The sequence below is a fragment of the Lonsdalea britannica genome (assembly GCF_003515985.1).
GTDB classification, from domain to species: domain Bacteria; phylum Pseudomonadota; class Gammaproteobacteria; order Enterobacterales; family Enterobacteriaceae; genus Lonsdalea; species Lonsdalea britannica.
In genome coordinates, this window is the sequence record NZ_CP023009.1 from 2,954,644 (window position 1) to 2,969,602 (window position 14,959).

General features: G+C 59.2%; 16 protein-coding genes. 8 read left to right on the forward strand and 8 right to left on the reverse strand.

Annotated elements, in window-relative coordinates; translation table 11 throughout:
• Positions 1-5 precede the first annotated feature (5 nt).
• The 8 genes from sctR to sctW are packed head-to-tail and all read right to left on the reverse strand — an operon-like array spanning position 6 to position 8,264.
• On the reverse strand, positions 6-659 hold the full coding sequence (gene sctR, locus CKQ53_RS13615; protein ID WP_094118515.1) for a type III secretion system export apparatus subunit SctR: 654 nt from the start codon (positions 657-659) through the stop codon (positions 6-8).
• Complete coding sequence (locus CKQ53_RS13620) at positions 656-1,729, reverse strand: FliM/FliN family flagellar motor switch protein (protein WP_094118516.1); 1,074 nt, start codon at positions 1,727-1,729, stop codon at positions 656-658. The genes sctR and CKQ53_RS13620 overlap by 4 nt, the downstream gene beginning before the upstream one ends.
• Entirely contained in the window at positions 1,726-2,262 is a 537-nt protein-coding gene (locus tag CKQ53_RS13625; RefSeq protein ID WP_085653536.1) for a type III secretion system HrpP C-terminal domain-containing protein, read from the reverse strand. The genes CKQ53_RS13620 and CKQ53_RS13625 overlap by 4 nt, the downstream gene beginning before the upstream one ends.
• On the reverse strand, positions 2,259-2,675 hold the full coding sequence (locus CKQ53_RS13630) for a hypothetical protein (RefSeq protein ID WP_085653537.1): 417 nt from the start codon (positions 2,673-2,675) through the stop codon (positions 2,259-2,261). Before CKQ53_RS13630 ends, CKQ53_RS13625 begins: the two co-directional genes overlap by 4 nt.
• A gap of 30 nt (positions 2,676-2,705) precedes the next feature.
• Complete coding sequence (sctN, locus tag CKQ53_RS13635) at positions 2,706-4,088, reverse strand: type III secretion system ATPase SctN (RefSeq protein ID WP_085653538.1); 1,383 nt, start codon at positions 4,086-4,088, stop codon at positions 2,706-2,708.
• Positions 4,088-5,014 (reverse strand): FHA domain-containing protein, encoded by a 927-nt coding sequence (locus CKQ53_RS13640; protein WP_085653539.1) that lies wholly within the window; start codon positions 5,012-5,014, stop codon positions 4,088-4,090. Before CKQ53_RS13640 ends, sctN begins: the two co-directional genes overlap by 1 nt.
• Positions 5,015-5,029: 15 nt before the next feature.
• Complete coding sequence (gene sctV, locus CKQ53_RS13645) at positions 5,030-7,138, reverse strand: type III secretion system export apparatus subunit SctV (protein WP_085653540.1); 2,109 nt, start codon at positions 7,136-7,138, stop codon at positions 5,030-5,032.
• A 4-nt stretch (positions 7,139-7,142) separates the two neighbouring features.
• Positions 7,143-8,264, reverse strand: a complete 1,122-nt coding sequence (gene sctW, locus CKQ53_RS13650; protein ID WP_420844243.1) for a type III secretion system gatekeeper subunit SctW — start codon at positions 8,262-8,264, stop codon at positions 7,143-7,145.
• Positions 8,265-8,594: 330 nt separating this feature from the next.
• Here sctW and CKQ53_RS13655 point away from each other — a divergent pair, with 330 nt between their 5' ends.
• The 8 genes from CKQ53_RS13655 (at position 8,595) to CKQ53_RS13690 (ending at position 14,937) form a co-directional block, all read left to right on the forward strand.
• Positions 8,595-9,140 carry an RNA polymerase sigma factor gene (locus tag CKQ53_RS13655; protein ID WP_085653542.1) on the forward strand — a complete coding sequence of 182 codons (546 nt, stop codon included), beginning with the start codon at positions 8,595-8,597 and terminating at the stop codon, positions 9,138-9,140.
• A gap of 152 nt (positions 9,141-9,292) precedes the next feature.
• Positions 9,293-10,765 (forward strand): PAS domain-containing sensor histidine kinase, encoded by a 1,473-nt coding sequence (locus CKQ53_RS13660; protein ID WP_094118517.1) that lies wholly within the window; start codon positions 9,293-9,295, stop codon positions 10,763-10,765.
• A gap of 56 nt (positions 10,766-10,821) precedes the next feature.
• On the forward strand, positions 10,822-11,460 hold the full coding sequence (locus CKQ53_RS13665; protein WP_085653544.1) for a response regulator transcription factor: 639 nt from the start codon (positions 10,822-10,824) through the stop codon (positions 11,458-11,460).
• Positions 11,461-11,743: 283 nt separating this feature from the next.
• Positions 11,744-12,706 carry a sigma 54-interacting transcriptional regulator gene (locus tag CKQ53_RS13670; RefSeq protein ID WP_085653545.1) on the forward strand — a complete coding sequence of 321 codons (963 nt, stop codon included), beginning with the start codon at positions 11,744-11,746 and terminating at the stop codon, positions 12,704-12,706.
• Between the two features lie 151 nt (positions 12,707-12,857).
• Entirely contained in the window at positions 12,858-13,061 is a 204-nt protein-coding gene (locus CKQ53_RS13675; RefSeq protein WP_085653549.1) for a type III secretion system major pilin HrpA, read from the forward strand.
• Positions 13,062-13,145: 84 nt separating this feature from the next.
• On the forward strand, positions 13,146-13,514 hold the full coding sequence (locus CKQ53_RS13680) for an EscI/YscI/HrpB family type III secretion system inner rod protein (protein ID WP_094118518.1): 369 nt from the start codon (positions 13,146-13,148) through the stop codon (positions 13,512-13,514).
• Between the two features lie 10 nt (positions 13,515-13,524).
• Positions 13,525-14,301 (forward strand): type III secretion system inner membrane ring lipoprotein SctJ, encoded by a 777-nt coding sequence (gene sctJ / locus CKQ53_RS13685; RefSeq protein ID WP_085653547.1) that lies wholly within the window; start codon positions 13,525-13,527, stop codon positions 14,299-14,301.
• A gap of 3 nt (positions 14,302-14,304) precedes the next feature.
• Positions 14,305-14,937 (forward strand): serine kinase, encoded by a 633-nt coding sequence (locus tag CKQ53_RS13690; protein WP_176223481.1) that lies wholly within the window; start codon positions 14,305-14,307, stop codon positions 14,935-14,937.
• Positions 14,938-14,959 lie beyond the last annotated feature (22 nt).

The window sequence follows — 14,959 nt, forward strand, 5'->3', positions numbered from 1 at the left end:
TGGCCTCACAGGTAGCTATAAAACAGGCCGTCGAGCAGCCGGGTCCAGCCGCTGACCAGCACGAACAGCAGCAGTTTGAGCGGCAGCGACAACGTGGTCGGCGCAACCATCTGCATCCCCAATGCCAGCAACACGTTAGAGACAATCAGGTCAATCACAATGAACGGGATATAAATCAGGAAACCGATTTTGAATCCCGCCTGCAACTCCGAGAGTACAAACGCCGGGATCACCAGCAAAATATTGTCCGGCGTCACTTTGTCGGACAGGGCGGCGGGCCACATGCGCAGGCTATTCTCATGCAGGTGGGTGAGAATATCGGGATCGGTATTGCGGGACATAAACTTTTGCAGGGGTTCGATACCGTGCGTCGCTGTGGTTTCCAGCGTGCCGAGGTCGCTCATATCCAGCGGCGTATCCTGAACGCGTTGTTTGATATCAGCGAAAACCGGCGCCATGACGAACAGGGTAGCGGCGAGGGCGATGCCATACAGCGCCATGTTCGGCGGCACCTGCTGTACTCCGATGGCGTTGCGGGTAATCAGCAACACGGTGGCGATTTTCAAAAAGCAGGTACAGACCACCATCATTAACGGAATGAGCGATAGCGCCCCCAACAGCAGGGCGAACATGACGGGATCGAATGCGCCCGCCGTCATGACTGCGGCTCTCGAACCGGCTGCAACGCGCCGAGTCGTTGGGTGATCTGCAGGGCCAGACGTCCCGCGACCTCCACCAGCTCTCCCCGGGCCAGCGGCACCTCGCCGTGATACAGCATCGCTTCGCCCGGCAGCGCCTGCTGAACGGGAATCACGCTGCCGCAGGACAACTGCTGGAGTGCCTTAAGCGTCAGGGAAAGATGCCCGCAGCGGACCGTCAGCGTCAGAGGCAGCTCGGGCAGCGGCGCGTCATAAGACGTTGCGGTCGGCGTTATTTCGTCGACAAAGGCCATTTCATGCGTGGGTGAGGCATCGAAAGCGTCATTCACCGGACACTCCTTTTGTTCAGCGATAAGAAAGTGGGTCGGCGTCAGGCCATCCCATTGGAACTGGCCCTGAAACCGTCGCCCGCCGAGCGAAATGAACCCCTCGCCGTGCGGGGAAAAACTACAAATAGGTGGATAGATCAGGTCACCCGGTTCCAATGTGTCGATTTCTTTCGGTGACAATGTCACTTTGGCCAGCGTTAACGGCATGGCTATTGGCAGCGTCGACGGCAAGGGTGGTGTGGAGGAAAACCACCCCGGCTGACGAAGCCATAACAGCAGCTCGTCAGCGCCGATACGCAGCAGACTCCGGGCGCGTCGCGCGTCAACCTGAACGTCCAGCCACAGCGAAACGGCGTCTGTGGCAATGTCGTCATTGAACGGCGTCAGCGGCCCCAGCAACGTATAAAGCGGGGGGCTGAGGCCATCATTAAACAGCGCCCAGAACCACGCGGTCGCCGTCGGGTCTTCCTCCTGCGTCGGCAATAGCGCCGGGCAGTCGGACATCAGCGACAGCACGGGCTCGGGGTCGCTGAGCGAGAAGCCACCTGCTGCACTTTGCCAGCCATGGTGGGGCGCTGCGGGTGCCTGCGGTGGCGCCAGCGTCAAACGCAGCTCTCCTTGGCGACCGTCGTTGAAGTGGAACGCGAAGCGGCAACTTTCCGCCAACTGCTGAGACAATCGCGCCTGCAACGGCGTCAGCGAGCGCAATTTGACGGGGACTGGCGACATCGAGGTCTTCATGGCTCCTCCTGAACTTCAAATTCAAGCCGAATCGGGCAGTCGAGCGCCGTAGACAGCGCGCGTCGGCAGTTTTCTCGCTGGCGGCTAACTTGCGGGTAAGCCGAACGTTGAAATCGCAACATGACCTCCCAGCCAAGGGGCGGCAACGTGCTTATCCGGACATCGACATCGCCCAACTGCGGCAGTTGCAGGCTGAAAGAGAACGGACTGTGAGCGGTAAGATCGTGACGCGCGGCCAGCTCAGCATGCAGCGTTGCAGTGAGTGACGTTGTCACGCATTCGGCGTGCGAAGGTGATAAATAACCCGTTGAACCTGCGGATGGGACGTCGGCCTCTGCGGCGGTCACATCGGGCGTGTAGAAATCCAAAGGCGGTGCAGACAGCAAAAGTTCGAAGTCCGAAAGACGGTCAGACGTCTCTGCGCCGGAGGGGGCGTTGAGTCCCCGCGAGCGCGACAGCGACTTTTCCGCCGGGGGTAAGGAGGCCTCGCGCGATGCGGACGAGACGGTGGCGGGCGGGAGAGAGGCGCTCATGATGGCTCCTGATTCAGCGTCAGTATAAATTCCAGTTTTTCGACGGCTTTTTGGCGCTGGCGCAGCCGTGCGCGTTTGTCGGTGACCTGCTGCCGTTGCTGCTGGCAAAGCGCCTCGCCGTGTTCACACTGCTGTTGCTGTTGTCGCAGGCGGCCAATCTGTCTCTGCGTTCGCTCGCGCTGCTGTTGCAAACTGTCCAGCGACAGCGCCTGTTCTTGCTGGCGCTGGCGAAAATCCTGTTGCTGTTGCCGGTAATAAACCTGCTGCGTCTCTTTTTCCTGGCGCAGCAGGCCGAGTTCGGCTTCCTGTTGCGCCAGCGACTGCGTGGCTTCCCGCAACTGTGATTCGGCGCGGCGCAGGCGCTGACGACGGATAGGCAGCAGTTGCTGGAGCGTGGCGTTTAGTGAAGGCATGGCGCGCCTCCGGTCGTCGGCGATAGCGTATTAGACGTTGGCATAGCGGCTGACCTCGTTGAGCCGAGCGGTAATTTCCGCGAAGGTCTGCGGTTCGCGCATCGGCTGTTGCAGGAAGGCGTTGATGTGCGCATGGGCGGTGACCGCCGCATCCGTCAGGGCATCGTGTCCCGGCTGGTATTCCCCGAGCCGAATCAGCATATCCACCTGCTGATAGGCGGCCATCAGCCGACGCAGCCCTCCGGCGTCGCTGAGGTGCGCGGTGGTCGCTACACTGCTCATGGTGCGGCTGAGACTCATCAAGACATCGATCGCGGGATAGTGATTACGCTCCGCCAACCGTCGTGATAACACGATGTGGCCGTCGATGAGCGATCTCACCTCATCCGCGACCGGATCGTTCATGGAGTCCTGTTCGATCAGCACCGAGTACAGCGCGGTGATCGCGCCCTGACGGGTTTGTCCGGCGCGCTCGACCAGCCGCGGCAGCAGGGTGTAAACCGACGGCGGCAAGCCGCCCCGGCCCTGAGGTTCGCCGAGCGCCAGCCCGATTTCACGCTGTGCGCGGGCAAAGCGGGTCAGCGAGTCGACGATCAGCAGCACCTGCTTGCCTTCGGCCCGGAAGGCTTCTGCAATCGCGGTGGCCGTGAAGGCGGCGCGAGCGCGCTCCATGCTGCTGCGATCCGAGGTCGAGCACACCAGCACGGTGCGTCGGCGCAGCGCATCGTCCAGTTCGTGGTCAAGAAATTCGCGCAGTTCGCGGCCGCGTTCGCCGATCAAACCGAAGACGATGACGTCGCAGGGCGTGTTGCGGGCCAGCTCGGCGAGCAGCGTGGTTTTACCGCAGCCTGCGCCGGCAAAAATCCCGACGCGCTGGCCGCGACCGATGGTCAGCAGACCGTCGATGGCGCGCAGTCCCGTCGGCAGCGGTTCGCTGATGCAAGGGCGCTCGGTCGGCGGCGGTGCATCGCCGATCACGGGAATGGGATGGGGACAATTCGTGCCGGGTTCGACGAACGCTGAATGACTCTCCGGCGTGAGCGGTCTGCCGAAACCGTCTAATACGCTGCCCAACAGATCGTCGGATACCTGTACGCAATGCGGCTGATAGAGCGGCGTCACTACCGCGCCTTGCGCGATGCCGTCCAGCGCTCCCAACGCCGAGAGAAACACGTGTTGCGGACTGAAGCCGACGACTTCGGCCAGCACCTGCGTCCGATCGTCACGTTCGATGCGGCACAAATCGCCGATTCGGGCCTGCGGCAGGGTAGATTCCAGCAGGATGCCGCTGATCCCCGTAATGCGTCCCCGCAGCCGAACCGGCGCGTAGTCGGCCAGATGCCGCCGCTGCGCGGTCAGCCAGCGCTCTAGCAGCGGATAGCGCCCCGATTCGTCGATCGATAGCATTGCCATTACCAGTTCACCTTAATCTGCTGTTTGCCGTTGAACTCAATCTGATGGTTATCGATGCCAACCAGCCGAAGTCCCTCCACCTCGTCGCCGACGAACAGACGCCGACCGTCGGCTGTGACGATGTTGGCCTGTGCTCCACTGGTCACCTGAATGATGCGGAACGGCAATGTATCGCCCTTAACGCGGGTATGATTTTCGATTGGCTGAGTGACACGGTAACGTTGCTGAAACCGGACCAGCATCCGGTTAATCATCGGCAGCTGGTCCGCCGCCAGCGCGCCGCTGAGGATGATGCGATCCGGCTGCTGAACGACCTGCACGTTGCCCAAATCACGATCATTCAGCATCGTTTGCAGCGTAGCGGCGGATTGCGCCGGGGACGTTATCGGGATGCGCGTATCGGACGGCGGCGCTGACGGCATCGCGACGCTGTCCTGCATCAGCCAACTGCCGGTGAGCATCACCAATAGTCCGATGAGCAGCAGATAGCTGCATTTCGCCCATAGCGGCAGGCGGGCTTTGGGCTCAGCACTGGGCGTTTCGGCGGGGGCCTCGACCGGCGGCGTTGGCGGCGGCGCGTTCATTGGCTCCGGTAGGGGGATGGATGCGTTCACCTCCGCCTCCTCCTGCCACGGTGTCTCCGCGCTGACCACGCACAACCAGATGGCGCCCGCGGCGAACGGCGTTCCCGGCAACAGAGTGAGCGACGTCTCAACCGGATGGCCCTCGCTGTCGCTCACCGTGCCTTCCCGCGCGGAGAGGATCCAGGTCTCCCCCTGTTTTTCCAACAGACAGTGATCGTCGCGAATACCGGGGTCATACAGCACCATATCCGCATCGTCGGCGGCGCCGATATGACACGTGAGTCCGTTTAACGGCAGGGCGGCTCCCCGATGCAGCCCGGTCAGGACGCGCAGTTCAAACATGGTTCTTCTGCCTTCTTATGTATGAGCGGTGGCGGTCATATCATGCAGGTCGATACGGCCCACCACGTTGATAGACAGGTATGACTCCAGCTCGGTGAATGAAAGCACCGGCAGAGGGTGAAATTCGTCCTGTACCAGCGCACGAAGCGGGCTGCGTAAATCCTGCGCCACCAGCAGCAGGGACGACAGCGGCTCGGTCGGCGGAAAGCAGTCCCGCAATTGAGTCAGCAGCACGGCGGCATCGTGCTGCGCCAACGCGAAAAACGTGTCGTTCTGGGTTTGGCGCAGGGCGTCGCGCAGTAGCTCCTCCGTCTCTGGCGTCAATAACCAGACGGACAGGCAGTCGTCCCGGCTGTATTGGTGACAGATTTGCGCTTTTAATTGCAGACGAACGTAATCCGTCAGCGCGTTAACGTCGCGTTCATGCTGGCCGACCTCGATCAGCGCTTCCGCTATCGGGCGCACCGCGCGCAACGGTATACGTTCTCCAGCCAGCTTTTGCAGCACGCTGGCGAAACGGGAGAGCGGCATAATGCGCTGCAGCTCCTGCGCCAGTTCAGGCTGTTCGCTTTCGAGCCAGCCGAGAATGGACTTGGTCTCCTGCAAGCCGATGAATTGAGCCGCGCTCCGATGGATGGCGTTTTCCATCCGCGCCAGAATCAGCGCTTCTTCTGTCTGGCGAGCCAACGTTTCTTGTCGCAACAGGGGATGATCGGCGGGCAGCCACAACCAGTGCGCTTCATCGCGGGCGGGCTGGCCTGCGGACAACTCAGCATGATCAAAGGATTCCTGCGGCACGTCCTGACGAGCGACCGCCTGATGGGCTGTCCCGAAGGTGGCGCGCAGCAGGGGGATTTCATACACGCAGAATTGAAACTCGTCCTGTGCGATGTCCGGGGTGAATTCAATGTCGAACGAGGGCAGCGTAAAGCCGAACTGATACACCAGCCGATTGCGCAGCCGACGAATATCCTGCACCAGCAGCGCGGCATGCTGAGCGTTGCGGCACTCGGCGTGGAAACGCAGCAGGTAGGCGCGCGTGGGGTTGAAGCGGCGCAGATCCTGATAGCCGTTCTGCTCTGCCGGCAGGTTGTCCGCCGCCAGCGCATGGCATTCAGCCAGTCCGAGCTGCTTGACCCGCCACAGCTGAAACAGTCCGCTAGATAGGGAGAGCAGGCTGATGAGCAGGAAGACCATCGTCGGCATACCCGGCAGTAGCGCAAAGCCGAACATGCCGATGGCGGAGATAATCCAGGCCTTTGGCTGGCTAGTCAGCTGCTCGGCGATCTCGCGGCCGATATTGTTATCCACTTTTTGGCCGTCGGCGGAAACGCGCGTGATGATCATCCCGGCGGTCAGGGAGATCAACAGCGCCGGGATCTGCGCGATCAGGCCGTCGCCGATGGTCAGCACCGAGTAAACGTGCATGGCGTCGCCCGCCGCCATATGGTGCTGCATGACCCCAATGGCGAAGCCGCCGATCATGTTAATGAATACGATGACCAGACTGGCGATGGCGTCGCCTTTGACGAACTTCATCGCGCCGTCCATCGCCCCAAACAGCTGGCTTTCTTTGGTGAGATTTTCGCGCCGCTGGCGGGCCTGTTGAGCGTCAATCAACCCGGCGCGCAGGTCGCTGTCGATGGACATCTGTTTGCCCGGCATCGCATCCAGCGTAAAACGAGCCGCCACTTCGGCGACGCGTTCTGATCCTTTGGTGATCACCAGAAAGTTCACCACCGTCAGGATCAGGAAGATCACCAGACCGACCGCCAGATTGCCGCCCACTACAAAGTTGCCGAAGGCCTCTACCACGTGACCCGCATCCTGTTGCAGCAGAATCTGCCGGGTCGTCGAAATAGACAGGGCCAGCCGGAACATGGTGGTCAATAGCAGCACGGCGGGAAAGGTCGAAAAGGCCAATGGCTTGGGCAGATACATCGCCAGAACGATCAGCAGCGAAGAGATGCAGATGTTGAAGGCGATCAGCACGTCAATCAGCCCTGTCGGCAGAGGAATGATCATCATGAAGACGATGGCCATCACAATGACCGCGCCCACGATTTCTGAACGTTGCATCGCGCTGATGGCAATGCGATTGAGCCAGGCGATCAGCAAAGTCATTGGCTTACTCCTTGCGCGGCGCGGCGGCCTGTTCGGCCGCTTCTTGCCGGGACAGATCGCCGATCAGACCGCGGATGAGATGCAGCGCAGTGTGGCGATGTTTGCTATCCCGCCATAACGTCTGCGGCAGGGTGCCGACCAGCCGCAGCAGGCCGTTGAAAAACAGCAACTGGCGCTGTGCATGTTGTCCGGCGACTTCCCGCCCCAGATTGTGTAAATCGCGGACATAGGCCCCATTGGCGCTGAGGCCGATCAGCCGTCGCGTCAGTTCCACCGGGCCGAGCGTTGCGGCCGGGAAGCGATGGGCGTCTTGCTCCAGCAACTGCTGGCAGGACGACAGCGTATGGCTTAGCTGGCGCGCATCGTTGAGATGCTTCAACATCTGGCTCAGCGCGGTCTTCGAAATGGAGGAGGCCAGTGAGGCGATGTCGTCGGCGAGCGCCCGTTGCAGGGTGCGCAGACCGGCTGCGAAGTGCTGGGCGTCAAAGCGTTCCAACAGGGCGTCCAGCAGGGAACTTGGCGACTGCTGATGAACGATGCGCTCGTAATAAAGCTCGCGCAGGATCTGTTTCTGCTGCGGATCGGTGCTAAACAGGGAGATCGCCGCGGCCGTATTCAGCCCGGCGCGCACCTCGGGACCTTTTTCCTGATGCAACCGTTCCAGATTGTCTCGTGCGGCCTGTTCTAGCCCAGGATCGCGCTGTTCCCGGGCCTGCGCCAGTACATGACGCAAGACGATATCGCCGCGCGCGGCATCTCCGCCCGCCGCCTGTATCAATGCCTCGACCGACGCTGGGGGCGTTTGCAGCATGAGCCCCTGCATTCTCCGCACCTGTTGATCCAGCGTCGGTTGTCGGGGATTTTCCAGGAGCTGGAACAGCTCGGTCAGCTTCTCTATCCGCTCGATATTCGCTTCCATGCGGCTTTGCGTCTGGGTGATTTGCCGACGATTCAGCGATTTGCTCTTGCTTTCCATCTGTTCGCCGAAAGCGGCCGACACTTCCTCCATGCTGTCGTGAAGCGCTTTGTCATGAGAGGCCTTCGGCGCTGGGGATTGGGCGGGTGAGGCGGTTGACGCCTGTTCGTCTGCGGGGGCGCTCAGGGGTGTCGTCGCATTGGCAATCATCGATGAGAGAGGGGGGATGGCAACCATATTCTGTCCTGCCTGAATCCATCTTTTTATTAAAGGTATGCGGTTATGTGGCGTTAAGAGGAATCGGGTTCCCGCTCAGTGGCCTTATCGTTTTTTTATCCGTAAAAAGGCGGTCCAGCGATGACAGTTTGATTGCAATCGTTTGCATTTCAGTCGATTCACTTTGGCAAAACGTGGCACGAAAATGCCGTTTATGAAAATTTAAATAGAGTAAAAACAGTATATTGAGTCGGATTTGTTCGCTGGCATACGCCTTGCTATCTCCTTTGCGCCAATCACGGCAAACCCAAGGAGAACCAGCAAATGGAAACAATCGTATTGTCATCGGAAAAGGACTGCTCGTTTGAATCACATCCTGAGGCTGTAGACTGGGAGCTGGTCTTTCGGCAGCATGGCAAACGCCTGCAGAATTTCATTCGTAAACGCGTGGCCAACAAAGAGGATGTCGAAGACTTGCAGCAAATGACCTATCTGGAGGTGTTGAGAAATCGCGAAAAATTCGCCGGCGCATCGCGCCCGGAAACGTGGGTCTTCGGCATTGCGCTTAACCTTGTCCGCAACCACTACAAGCATGCAAAATCCCACGCTTGCGAAGTCAGCGAGGACGAATTGGCAACGCTTTCCTGCGACAGCGATCCCAGCCGAATCATCGAATGGGGCCACGCCCTGCATCGTGTGCTGGTGGCGAGTACGCATTTACCGGATGACACCCGCCGTATGTTGGTGATGCTGATTGACGCCGATGCCAGCTATCAGGATATTGCCGCACGATTAGGTATGCCGATCGGTACAGTGCGATCGCGCCTTTCCCGTGCCAGAGGCTTCCTCCGCCAGGCTGTCGACGCCTGAGCCTATCTTTGACCTCGCGGCAAAAGAGAACAACTTGTCATTCAGTTTGATTACCCGGTTACAGGTCATGTCGTCAGGAGATGACGGTAACTTCGTACTGCCCGTGGCGCCAGTCAGGGTCCGGGCAGGTCTGCGACAGCATGGAGATGGCTATGTTATACCCCCCAAGGTCCCCTCAATCCCTTCGTTCCGAGGAGGTCCCGCCGATGGAACTGGTCTCGTTCGCGTTCAGCCGCCTTAAAGACGCGATCTATATCGTCAATGAGCACAACCAGTTTTGTTATGCCAATGCCGAAGCCTGCCGGGTGTTGCATTACACCCCGCAGGAGTTCCAAACGCTGTACATCCGGGATATTGATCCTTGCAGAAGCGCGGAGTTGATTCGCCACAGCTGGCGCGATGAGCGCGGCTGGAAGCGTGGGCTCACGTTCGAAACTCAGCACAAAAGCCGATACGGCGCGATTATTCCGGTCGAAGTCAGCGTTAACCACTTCAAACACAAGGGCAAAAAATACAGCATGTGCGTGGTACGCGATATTCGGGAGCGCAAACAGATTGAACATATCGCCTATACGCGCGAACAGGAGTTCCGGGCGTTAGTCGAAAACACGCCGGATCTGATCATCCGATTTGGTCCGCAAATGACCTGCCAATATGCGAATCCGGCTACGCTGGCCCATCTGGGATTTACCGCCGATCAACTGCTCGGCCAACGGCTGACCGATCTTCTGCCCGACGCCCCCTGCGCGCAGCGCATTCAGCAGCTAGTGCAGCTGGTCATGGATACGCAGAGCAGCGTGGAAGGGGAACTGGAAGAGAGCACCCAGGACATCGGCGATAGACCGCGCGCGGTTCACCATATTCGCTGCGTGCCGGAATTCGGCCAGAACGGCCAGCTGTCCTCGATTCTCACCGTCGGCCGCGATATTTCCGCGATTCGTTATGCGGAGAAAAGGCTGGAGGAGTCCCACAGTCAGCTGCGGCTCCTGACGCGCCAGCGCGAGATTTCCCGTGAGGAGGAGCGCAAGCATATCGCCCGGGAGATCCATGATGAGCTGGGACAGCATCTCACCTCCATGCGCATCAGCCTGTCTTTGTTACGCATGCAGTTCGCCAAGGAAAACCCGTCGCTGCTAACGCCATTACAGAATCTGATGGCGCTATCCGATAAGACTATCCAGGTTGTGCGAGATGTGGCGACACGGCTGCGTCCGAACGTGCTGGATATGGGGTTAACGCCCGCACTGGAGTGGCTGCGGGATGACTTTGTCCGCCAATACGGCGTTCAGTGCCAGCTGCAGGCGCCGGAGCCAGACGTTGTGATGAACGACGAGTGCGCGACCGCCGCTTTTCGCGTGGTGCAGGAGTCGCTGACCAACATCGCTCGCCATGCCGACGCCAGCGAGGTCGTCATTGCGCTCGAAAACCGGGAGGGCCTGATTGTGCTGAGCGTGCAGGACGATGGCAACGGTTTCGACGCCCGGGAGCAAAAGCCCAACACGTTCGGCCTTATGGGCATGAAAGAACGCGGAAGAATGTTGGGCGGCGAAGTGACGATCACAAGCCAGCCCGGCGGCGGTACGTTAATCCGCATGACGTTCCCGCAGCGCGCCGTCGTGCGCTAAATCCGCACAGAAGGACAGTAGCGAAACTACGGTCATCATCTTGGGAGATACACCGAATGAAACTCATCCGATTAATGATCGCCGACGATCACGTCATCATGCGAGAGGGGTTAAAACAGATATTTGCGTTGGACGATACGTTGCAAGTGGTGGCGGAGGCGGGAAATGGAGCGCAGGTGATCACCACGCTGCGAGAGGTCGATATCGATCTGCTGCTGCTGGACATGAGTATGCCGGGCATTTGTGGCGAGGAGCTGATTATCCGGGTCTTGGCGCAGTACCCGAACCTGCCCATTCTGATTCTGAGCATGTACAGCGAACCGCAGATTGCGCGACGAGCGCTGAAAAGCGGCGCTCTGGGCTATATCACCAAAGACAAAGATCCGGAAGCGTTGCTGACCGCCATCCGCCGAGTCGCGCAGGGCGCGCGCTATATCGACCAAACCATTGCCGAGCAAATCGTCTTTGCGGACTATCTGACGGACGATTGCCCTTGCCACAGCGTGCTGACGGCGCGGGAACATCAGGTGATGGTCATGTTGGCGCAGGGAATGGGCGTGAATGCGATCGCGGAGGCGCTGGCGATCAGCAACAAAACGGTCAGCACCTATAAGTCGCGGCTAATGGAAAAAATGCAGTTTACGTCTAACGTCGATATCGTCAAATACGCCTTAAAACAACGGTTGATCCCGTAACGCAGTGCTGAATGTCCAGCCTAAAAATACCCACTCAAAACCTCCGGGTAAGGATTTTCCTACTTTTATATCCATTATTCTTACAGCAACTTCAGCAGTTGACTGATGGCTTCTGATAGCGATGGCGGTAATGCTTTAGCGTCTTCATCAAATAACCGTAAGTTATTACTTTTTTTTGTACGTTAACCGTTAAGAAACTGTAAGCATAATAATGAAGCCACGGGCTAAACCATTGACAGTGGTTGCCTAGATAAGGATAGCCCGCAAGGGTACAGGAGTTGTCATGAGCATCAGAAACCGTAGTGTATCGAGTCGACATCTTCCCTATATTGATTGTGAAACCTTTTTCGAAAGCCAGGAAGACGACATTCATGCCGGATTAGGCGCCTTAATCAGTGATATTGCTCCGCTGAATGTCGACATCATTCTTGAAGGGGAAACGGGGACGGGAAAAGATACGCTGGCGCGGCGTATTCATCAGCTCTCCGGGTGTTCCGGGCCGCTGGTGGCGGTCAACTGCGCCGCGGTCCCGGAAAGTCTGGCGGAAAGTGAACTGTTCGGCGTGGTGTCCGGCGCTTATACCGGCGCCCACCGCTCGCGCGCCGGCTACCTGGAAACCGCAGATAAAGGCATTCTGTTTCTCGATGAGATAGACAGTATGCCGTTGACGTTGCAGGCCAAGATGCTGCGTGTGCTCGAAAATCGCGGCATCGAGCGGCTCGGCAGTACCCAGTTCAAGCCCGTCGACATGCGGGTGATCGTCGCCACGCAGACGCCGCTGAACAGGCTGGTGGAAGAAGGGCGATTTCGTCGCGATCTCTATTTTCGTCTGGATACCGTTAAAATTCAGCTGCCTACGCTGCGCTCCCGCAGCGACATCATCCTACCCATGTTCCAGCGTTTTACGCGCGCCGCCGCCGAGAGGCTACAGCGCCCGTCGCCCGCTCTGTGCGCGGAGGTGCACGAGCGACTGCTGACCCATAGCTGGCCGGGCAACCTGCGCGAGCTTAAAGCCGCCGCCGAACGCTGGGTTCTGGGGCTGTCCCCGTTGGCGTCACACACCCAGGCTGAAACGGCCCCGACCCAGCTGAAACATCGGCTGCGGCGCATCGAAAAATTTCTGATCCAGGATGCATTGCGGCGTAACGGCCATTGCATTGACGACGTGGTGACAGAACTGGGGATCCCCAAACGCACTCTTTATCACCGTCTTAAGCTGCTAAACGTTCCGTCGCGGGGTTTTTGACGGGCGGTGGACAGGTTTGCGGCGAAAAAAGGGTGTTTATCCGGAACCGTTGACGGCTATCTCCTACTTAATGAATGAACACGATGACGGGATCGTCGTCATCCGGTTCATCACACTCTCAACGGACTTATATATCACTGGAGATAACACCATGTTTGGACTTTCAAATGCCGCATCCCTGGCCTCAATGCAGACGCTGGACAAAACCATGGCGGAAACCACGGCCATGACCACGGCGGCGCAGAGCCAGAAAATGAAAACGGATGCGATGAACTCCATCACCGACATGCAGATGGACTCTGCATCGAAAGCGATGAATGCCAGCACCAAAACAGCGAAGTCGATCCAGTTCTGATTGCAGGTGACAGACTGTCGAATGGCCGGGGGATTCCCCCGGTTTTTTATGGCTGGAATTTCATCGCTAAGAGGCAGGAACAGCATGAAAATTTCTCAGGTTTCAGGCGCGAGTCACGCGTTTTCGGGGTCGGGTGGACCCGACGCGACGACAGCGCCCGCAGCGGAAGATGTGTCATGGTTCAGCGCGGCGATCTCGCCGGGCGCGGCGGCGAATGAGCCGGGACAAGGCAACGCCGTCTGGATGGAGGCCTTGGCCGGTCGCTCCGGTCACCTCGACGGGCTACGGCAGAAAGCTGAACGACAGGTCGGCAAAAGCCTCCATAGCAACAATCCCAAGGATGTGATGGACGCCACGCGCACGCTGTCTTCGTTTTATCTCGAAAGTTTGCTGAACGCGAAAGTGGTGGCTAAAAGCGTACAAAGCCTTGAAAAACTCACCAACTTACAGTGAGGGTAGAGCAATGCGTCACGGTGTAATCAAACGCTGGCTTCCCTTGCTGCTGGTCTGGCTTCTGGCGGGATGCGGCGACCGCGTGGAGCTGTATCGCAACCTGTCGGAAAGCGACGCCAACGAGGTGATTGCCCAGCTCGGCAGTTATCACATTGATGCGGAGAAAAGTATCGATAAAACCGGCATTTCACTGCTGATAGACGCCAGTGATATCGAGCGCGCGGTGAATATTTTGAATGCCGCCGGGCTGCCGCGGCAGAGCAGAACCAATCTGGGTGAGGTCTTCCAGAAAACAGGCGTGATTTCAACGCCGTTGGAAGAGCGCGCCCGCTATATCTATGCGCTGTCGCAGGAGGTGGAGTCCACGCTCAACCAGATCGACGGCGTTCTGGTCGCCCGCGTTCATGTCGTGCTGCCAGAGCGCATTGCCCCCGGCGAGCCGATACAACCCGCTTCGGCGGCGGTGTTCATCAAACACCGGGCTGAATTGGATCCGGACAGCATCAGGCCGCGTATTCGGCGCATGGTCGCCAGCAGCATTCCGGGACTGAGCGGGAAAAGCGACAAAGAGCTGTCGATCGTTTTCTCGCTGGCCAAGCCCTATCACGACAGTGTCCCTACCGTCTCGGTGGGGCCGTTGACGCTGACGCCGCAGGGGGTCAATCACCTGCAGTGGGCCGGCTCGCTTCTGGCATTGGCGATAGCCGGAGGCGTGGGGGGACTGATGGCGAAACCGTGGTGGCGGCAGCAGCAAATGCGTAAAAAGCCGCCGACGCAGGGATCCTGACCGATGTCGCCCCTCACGGAGATGAGTCGGGAAGCGCAGCTCACATGGGCCCGCTGGTGGGCCTACGGTTGCGTTCTGGAGGCGGATCATAGCTGGCAGGTCGATGTCGCTCTGGCCGGCGGGCGAGCGGCGCTGGAAAGGCTGGCGCCCTTGCAACACCGGTTGTTGCGCGTGCGCTGGGGCCTGCCAGAGGGTCTGCCCGAGTTTCCCTCGGAGGCGTTATGGCAGTTGGTTACCTTGACGCCGCCTCAGCGCATTTGGGCGCTCGAACTGATTGCGGCGGTGTGCCGGTCGCCGGATCAAGCGCTGCCGTCGGAGCCGTCGCTATGGTGCCGTCGGCTGGCGAAAGCGCTGCGTCCGGGACTCTGGCTACCCGATAACCTGAATTTTACCGTACGCAGACAGAGCGACGCGCTCTGTCTGCTGCGCCATTGTTTATCCGCAGCCGCCTGGCCGCGCGTTCGACTGCTGTTTCCGCGTTCGTGGATCGCCGGTGTGGAGGTGGCGCCCGCCGTGGCGTTGCCCGCTAGTCGAGTGAATGTGCTGTGCGACGCTGCAATATGGAAAGCGCGCCTTTGCGCTGCGCCGGACGACGATGACGTCGGCGTGTTTGTGAGTCAGAGAAGAGAGTCATGAGTTTAATGGAAAAGAGGGAGTC

What these genes read in the sequence shown, in the direction of transcription:
- sctR (WP_094118515.1), bottom strand. Translation starts at nt 659, where the DNA reads ATGACGGCGGGCGCATTCGATCCCGTCATGTTCGCCCTGCTGTTGGGG.
- CKQ53_RS13620 (WP_094118516.1), bottom strand. Translation starts at nt 1,729, where the DNA reads ATGAAGACCTCGATGTCGCCAGTCCCCGTCAAATTGCGCTCGCTGACG.
- CKQ53_RS13625 (WP_085653536.1), bottom strand. Translation starts at nt 2,262, where the DNA reads ATGAGCGCCTCTCTCCCGCCCGCCACCGTCTCGTCCGCATCGCGCGAG.
- CKQ53_RS13630 (WP_085653537.1), bottom strand. Translation starts at nt 2,675, where the DNA reads ATGCCTTCACTAAACGCCACGCTCCAGCAACTGCTGCCTATCCGTCGT.
- sctN (WP_085653538.1), bottom strand. Translation starts at nt 4,088, where the DNA reads ATGGCAATGCTATCGATCGACGAATCGGGGCGCTATCCGCTGCTAGAG.
- CKQ53_RS13640 (WP_085653539.1), bottom strand. Translation starts at nt 5,014, where the DNA reads ATGTTTGAACTGCGCGTCCTGACCGGGCTGCATCGGGGAGCCGCCCTG.
- sctV (WP_085653540.1), bottom strand. Translation starts at nt 7,138, where the DNA reads ATGACTTTGCTGATCGCCTGGCTCAATCGCATTGCCATCAGCGCGATG.
- sctW (WP_420844243.1), bottom strand. Translation starts at nt 8,264, where the DNA reads ATGATTGCCAATGCGACGACACCCCTGAGCGCCCCCGCAGACGAACAG.
- CKQ53_RS13655 (WP_085653542.1), top strand. Translation starts at nt 8,595, where the DNA reads ATGGAAACAATCGTATTGTCATCGGAAAAGGACTGCTCGTTTGAATCA.
- CKQ53_RS13660 (WP_094118517.1), top strand. Translation starts at nt 9,293, where the DNA reads ATGTTATACCCCCCAAGGTCCCCTCAATCCCTTCGTTCCGAGGAGGTC.
- CKQ53_RS13665 (WP_085653544.1), top strand. Translation starts at nt 10,822, where the DNA reads ATGAAACTCATCCGATTAATGATCGCCGACGATCACGTCATCATGCGA.
- CKQ53_RS13670 (WP_085653545.1), top strand. Translation starts at nt 11,744, where the DNA reads ATGAGCATCAGAAACCGTAGTGTATCGAGTCGACATCTTCCCTATATT.
- CKQ53_RS13675 (WP_085653549.1), top strand. Translation starts at nt 12,858, where the DNA reads ATGTTTGGACTTTCAAATGCCGCATCCCTGGCCTCAATGCAGACGCTG.
- CKQ53_RS13680 (WP_094118518.1), top strand. Translation starts at nt 13,146, where the DNA reads ATGAAAATTTCTCAGGTTTCAGGCGCGAGTCACGCGTTTTCGGGGTCG.
- sctJ (WP_085653547.1), top strand. Translation starts at nt 13,525, where the DNA reads ATGCGTCACGGTGTAATCAAACGCTGGCTTCCCTTGCTGCTGGTCTGG.
- CKQ53_RS13690 (WP_176223481.1), top strand. Translation starts at nt 14,305, where the DNA reads ATGTCGCCCCTCACGGAGATGAGTCGGGAAGCGCAGCTCACATGGGCC.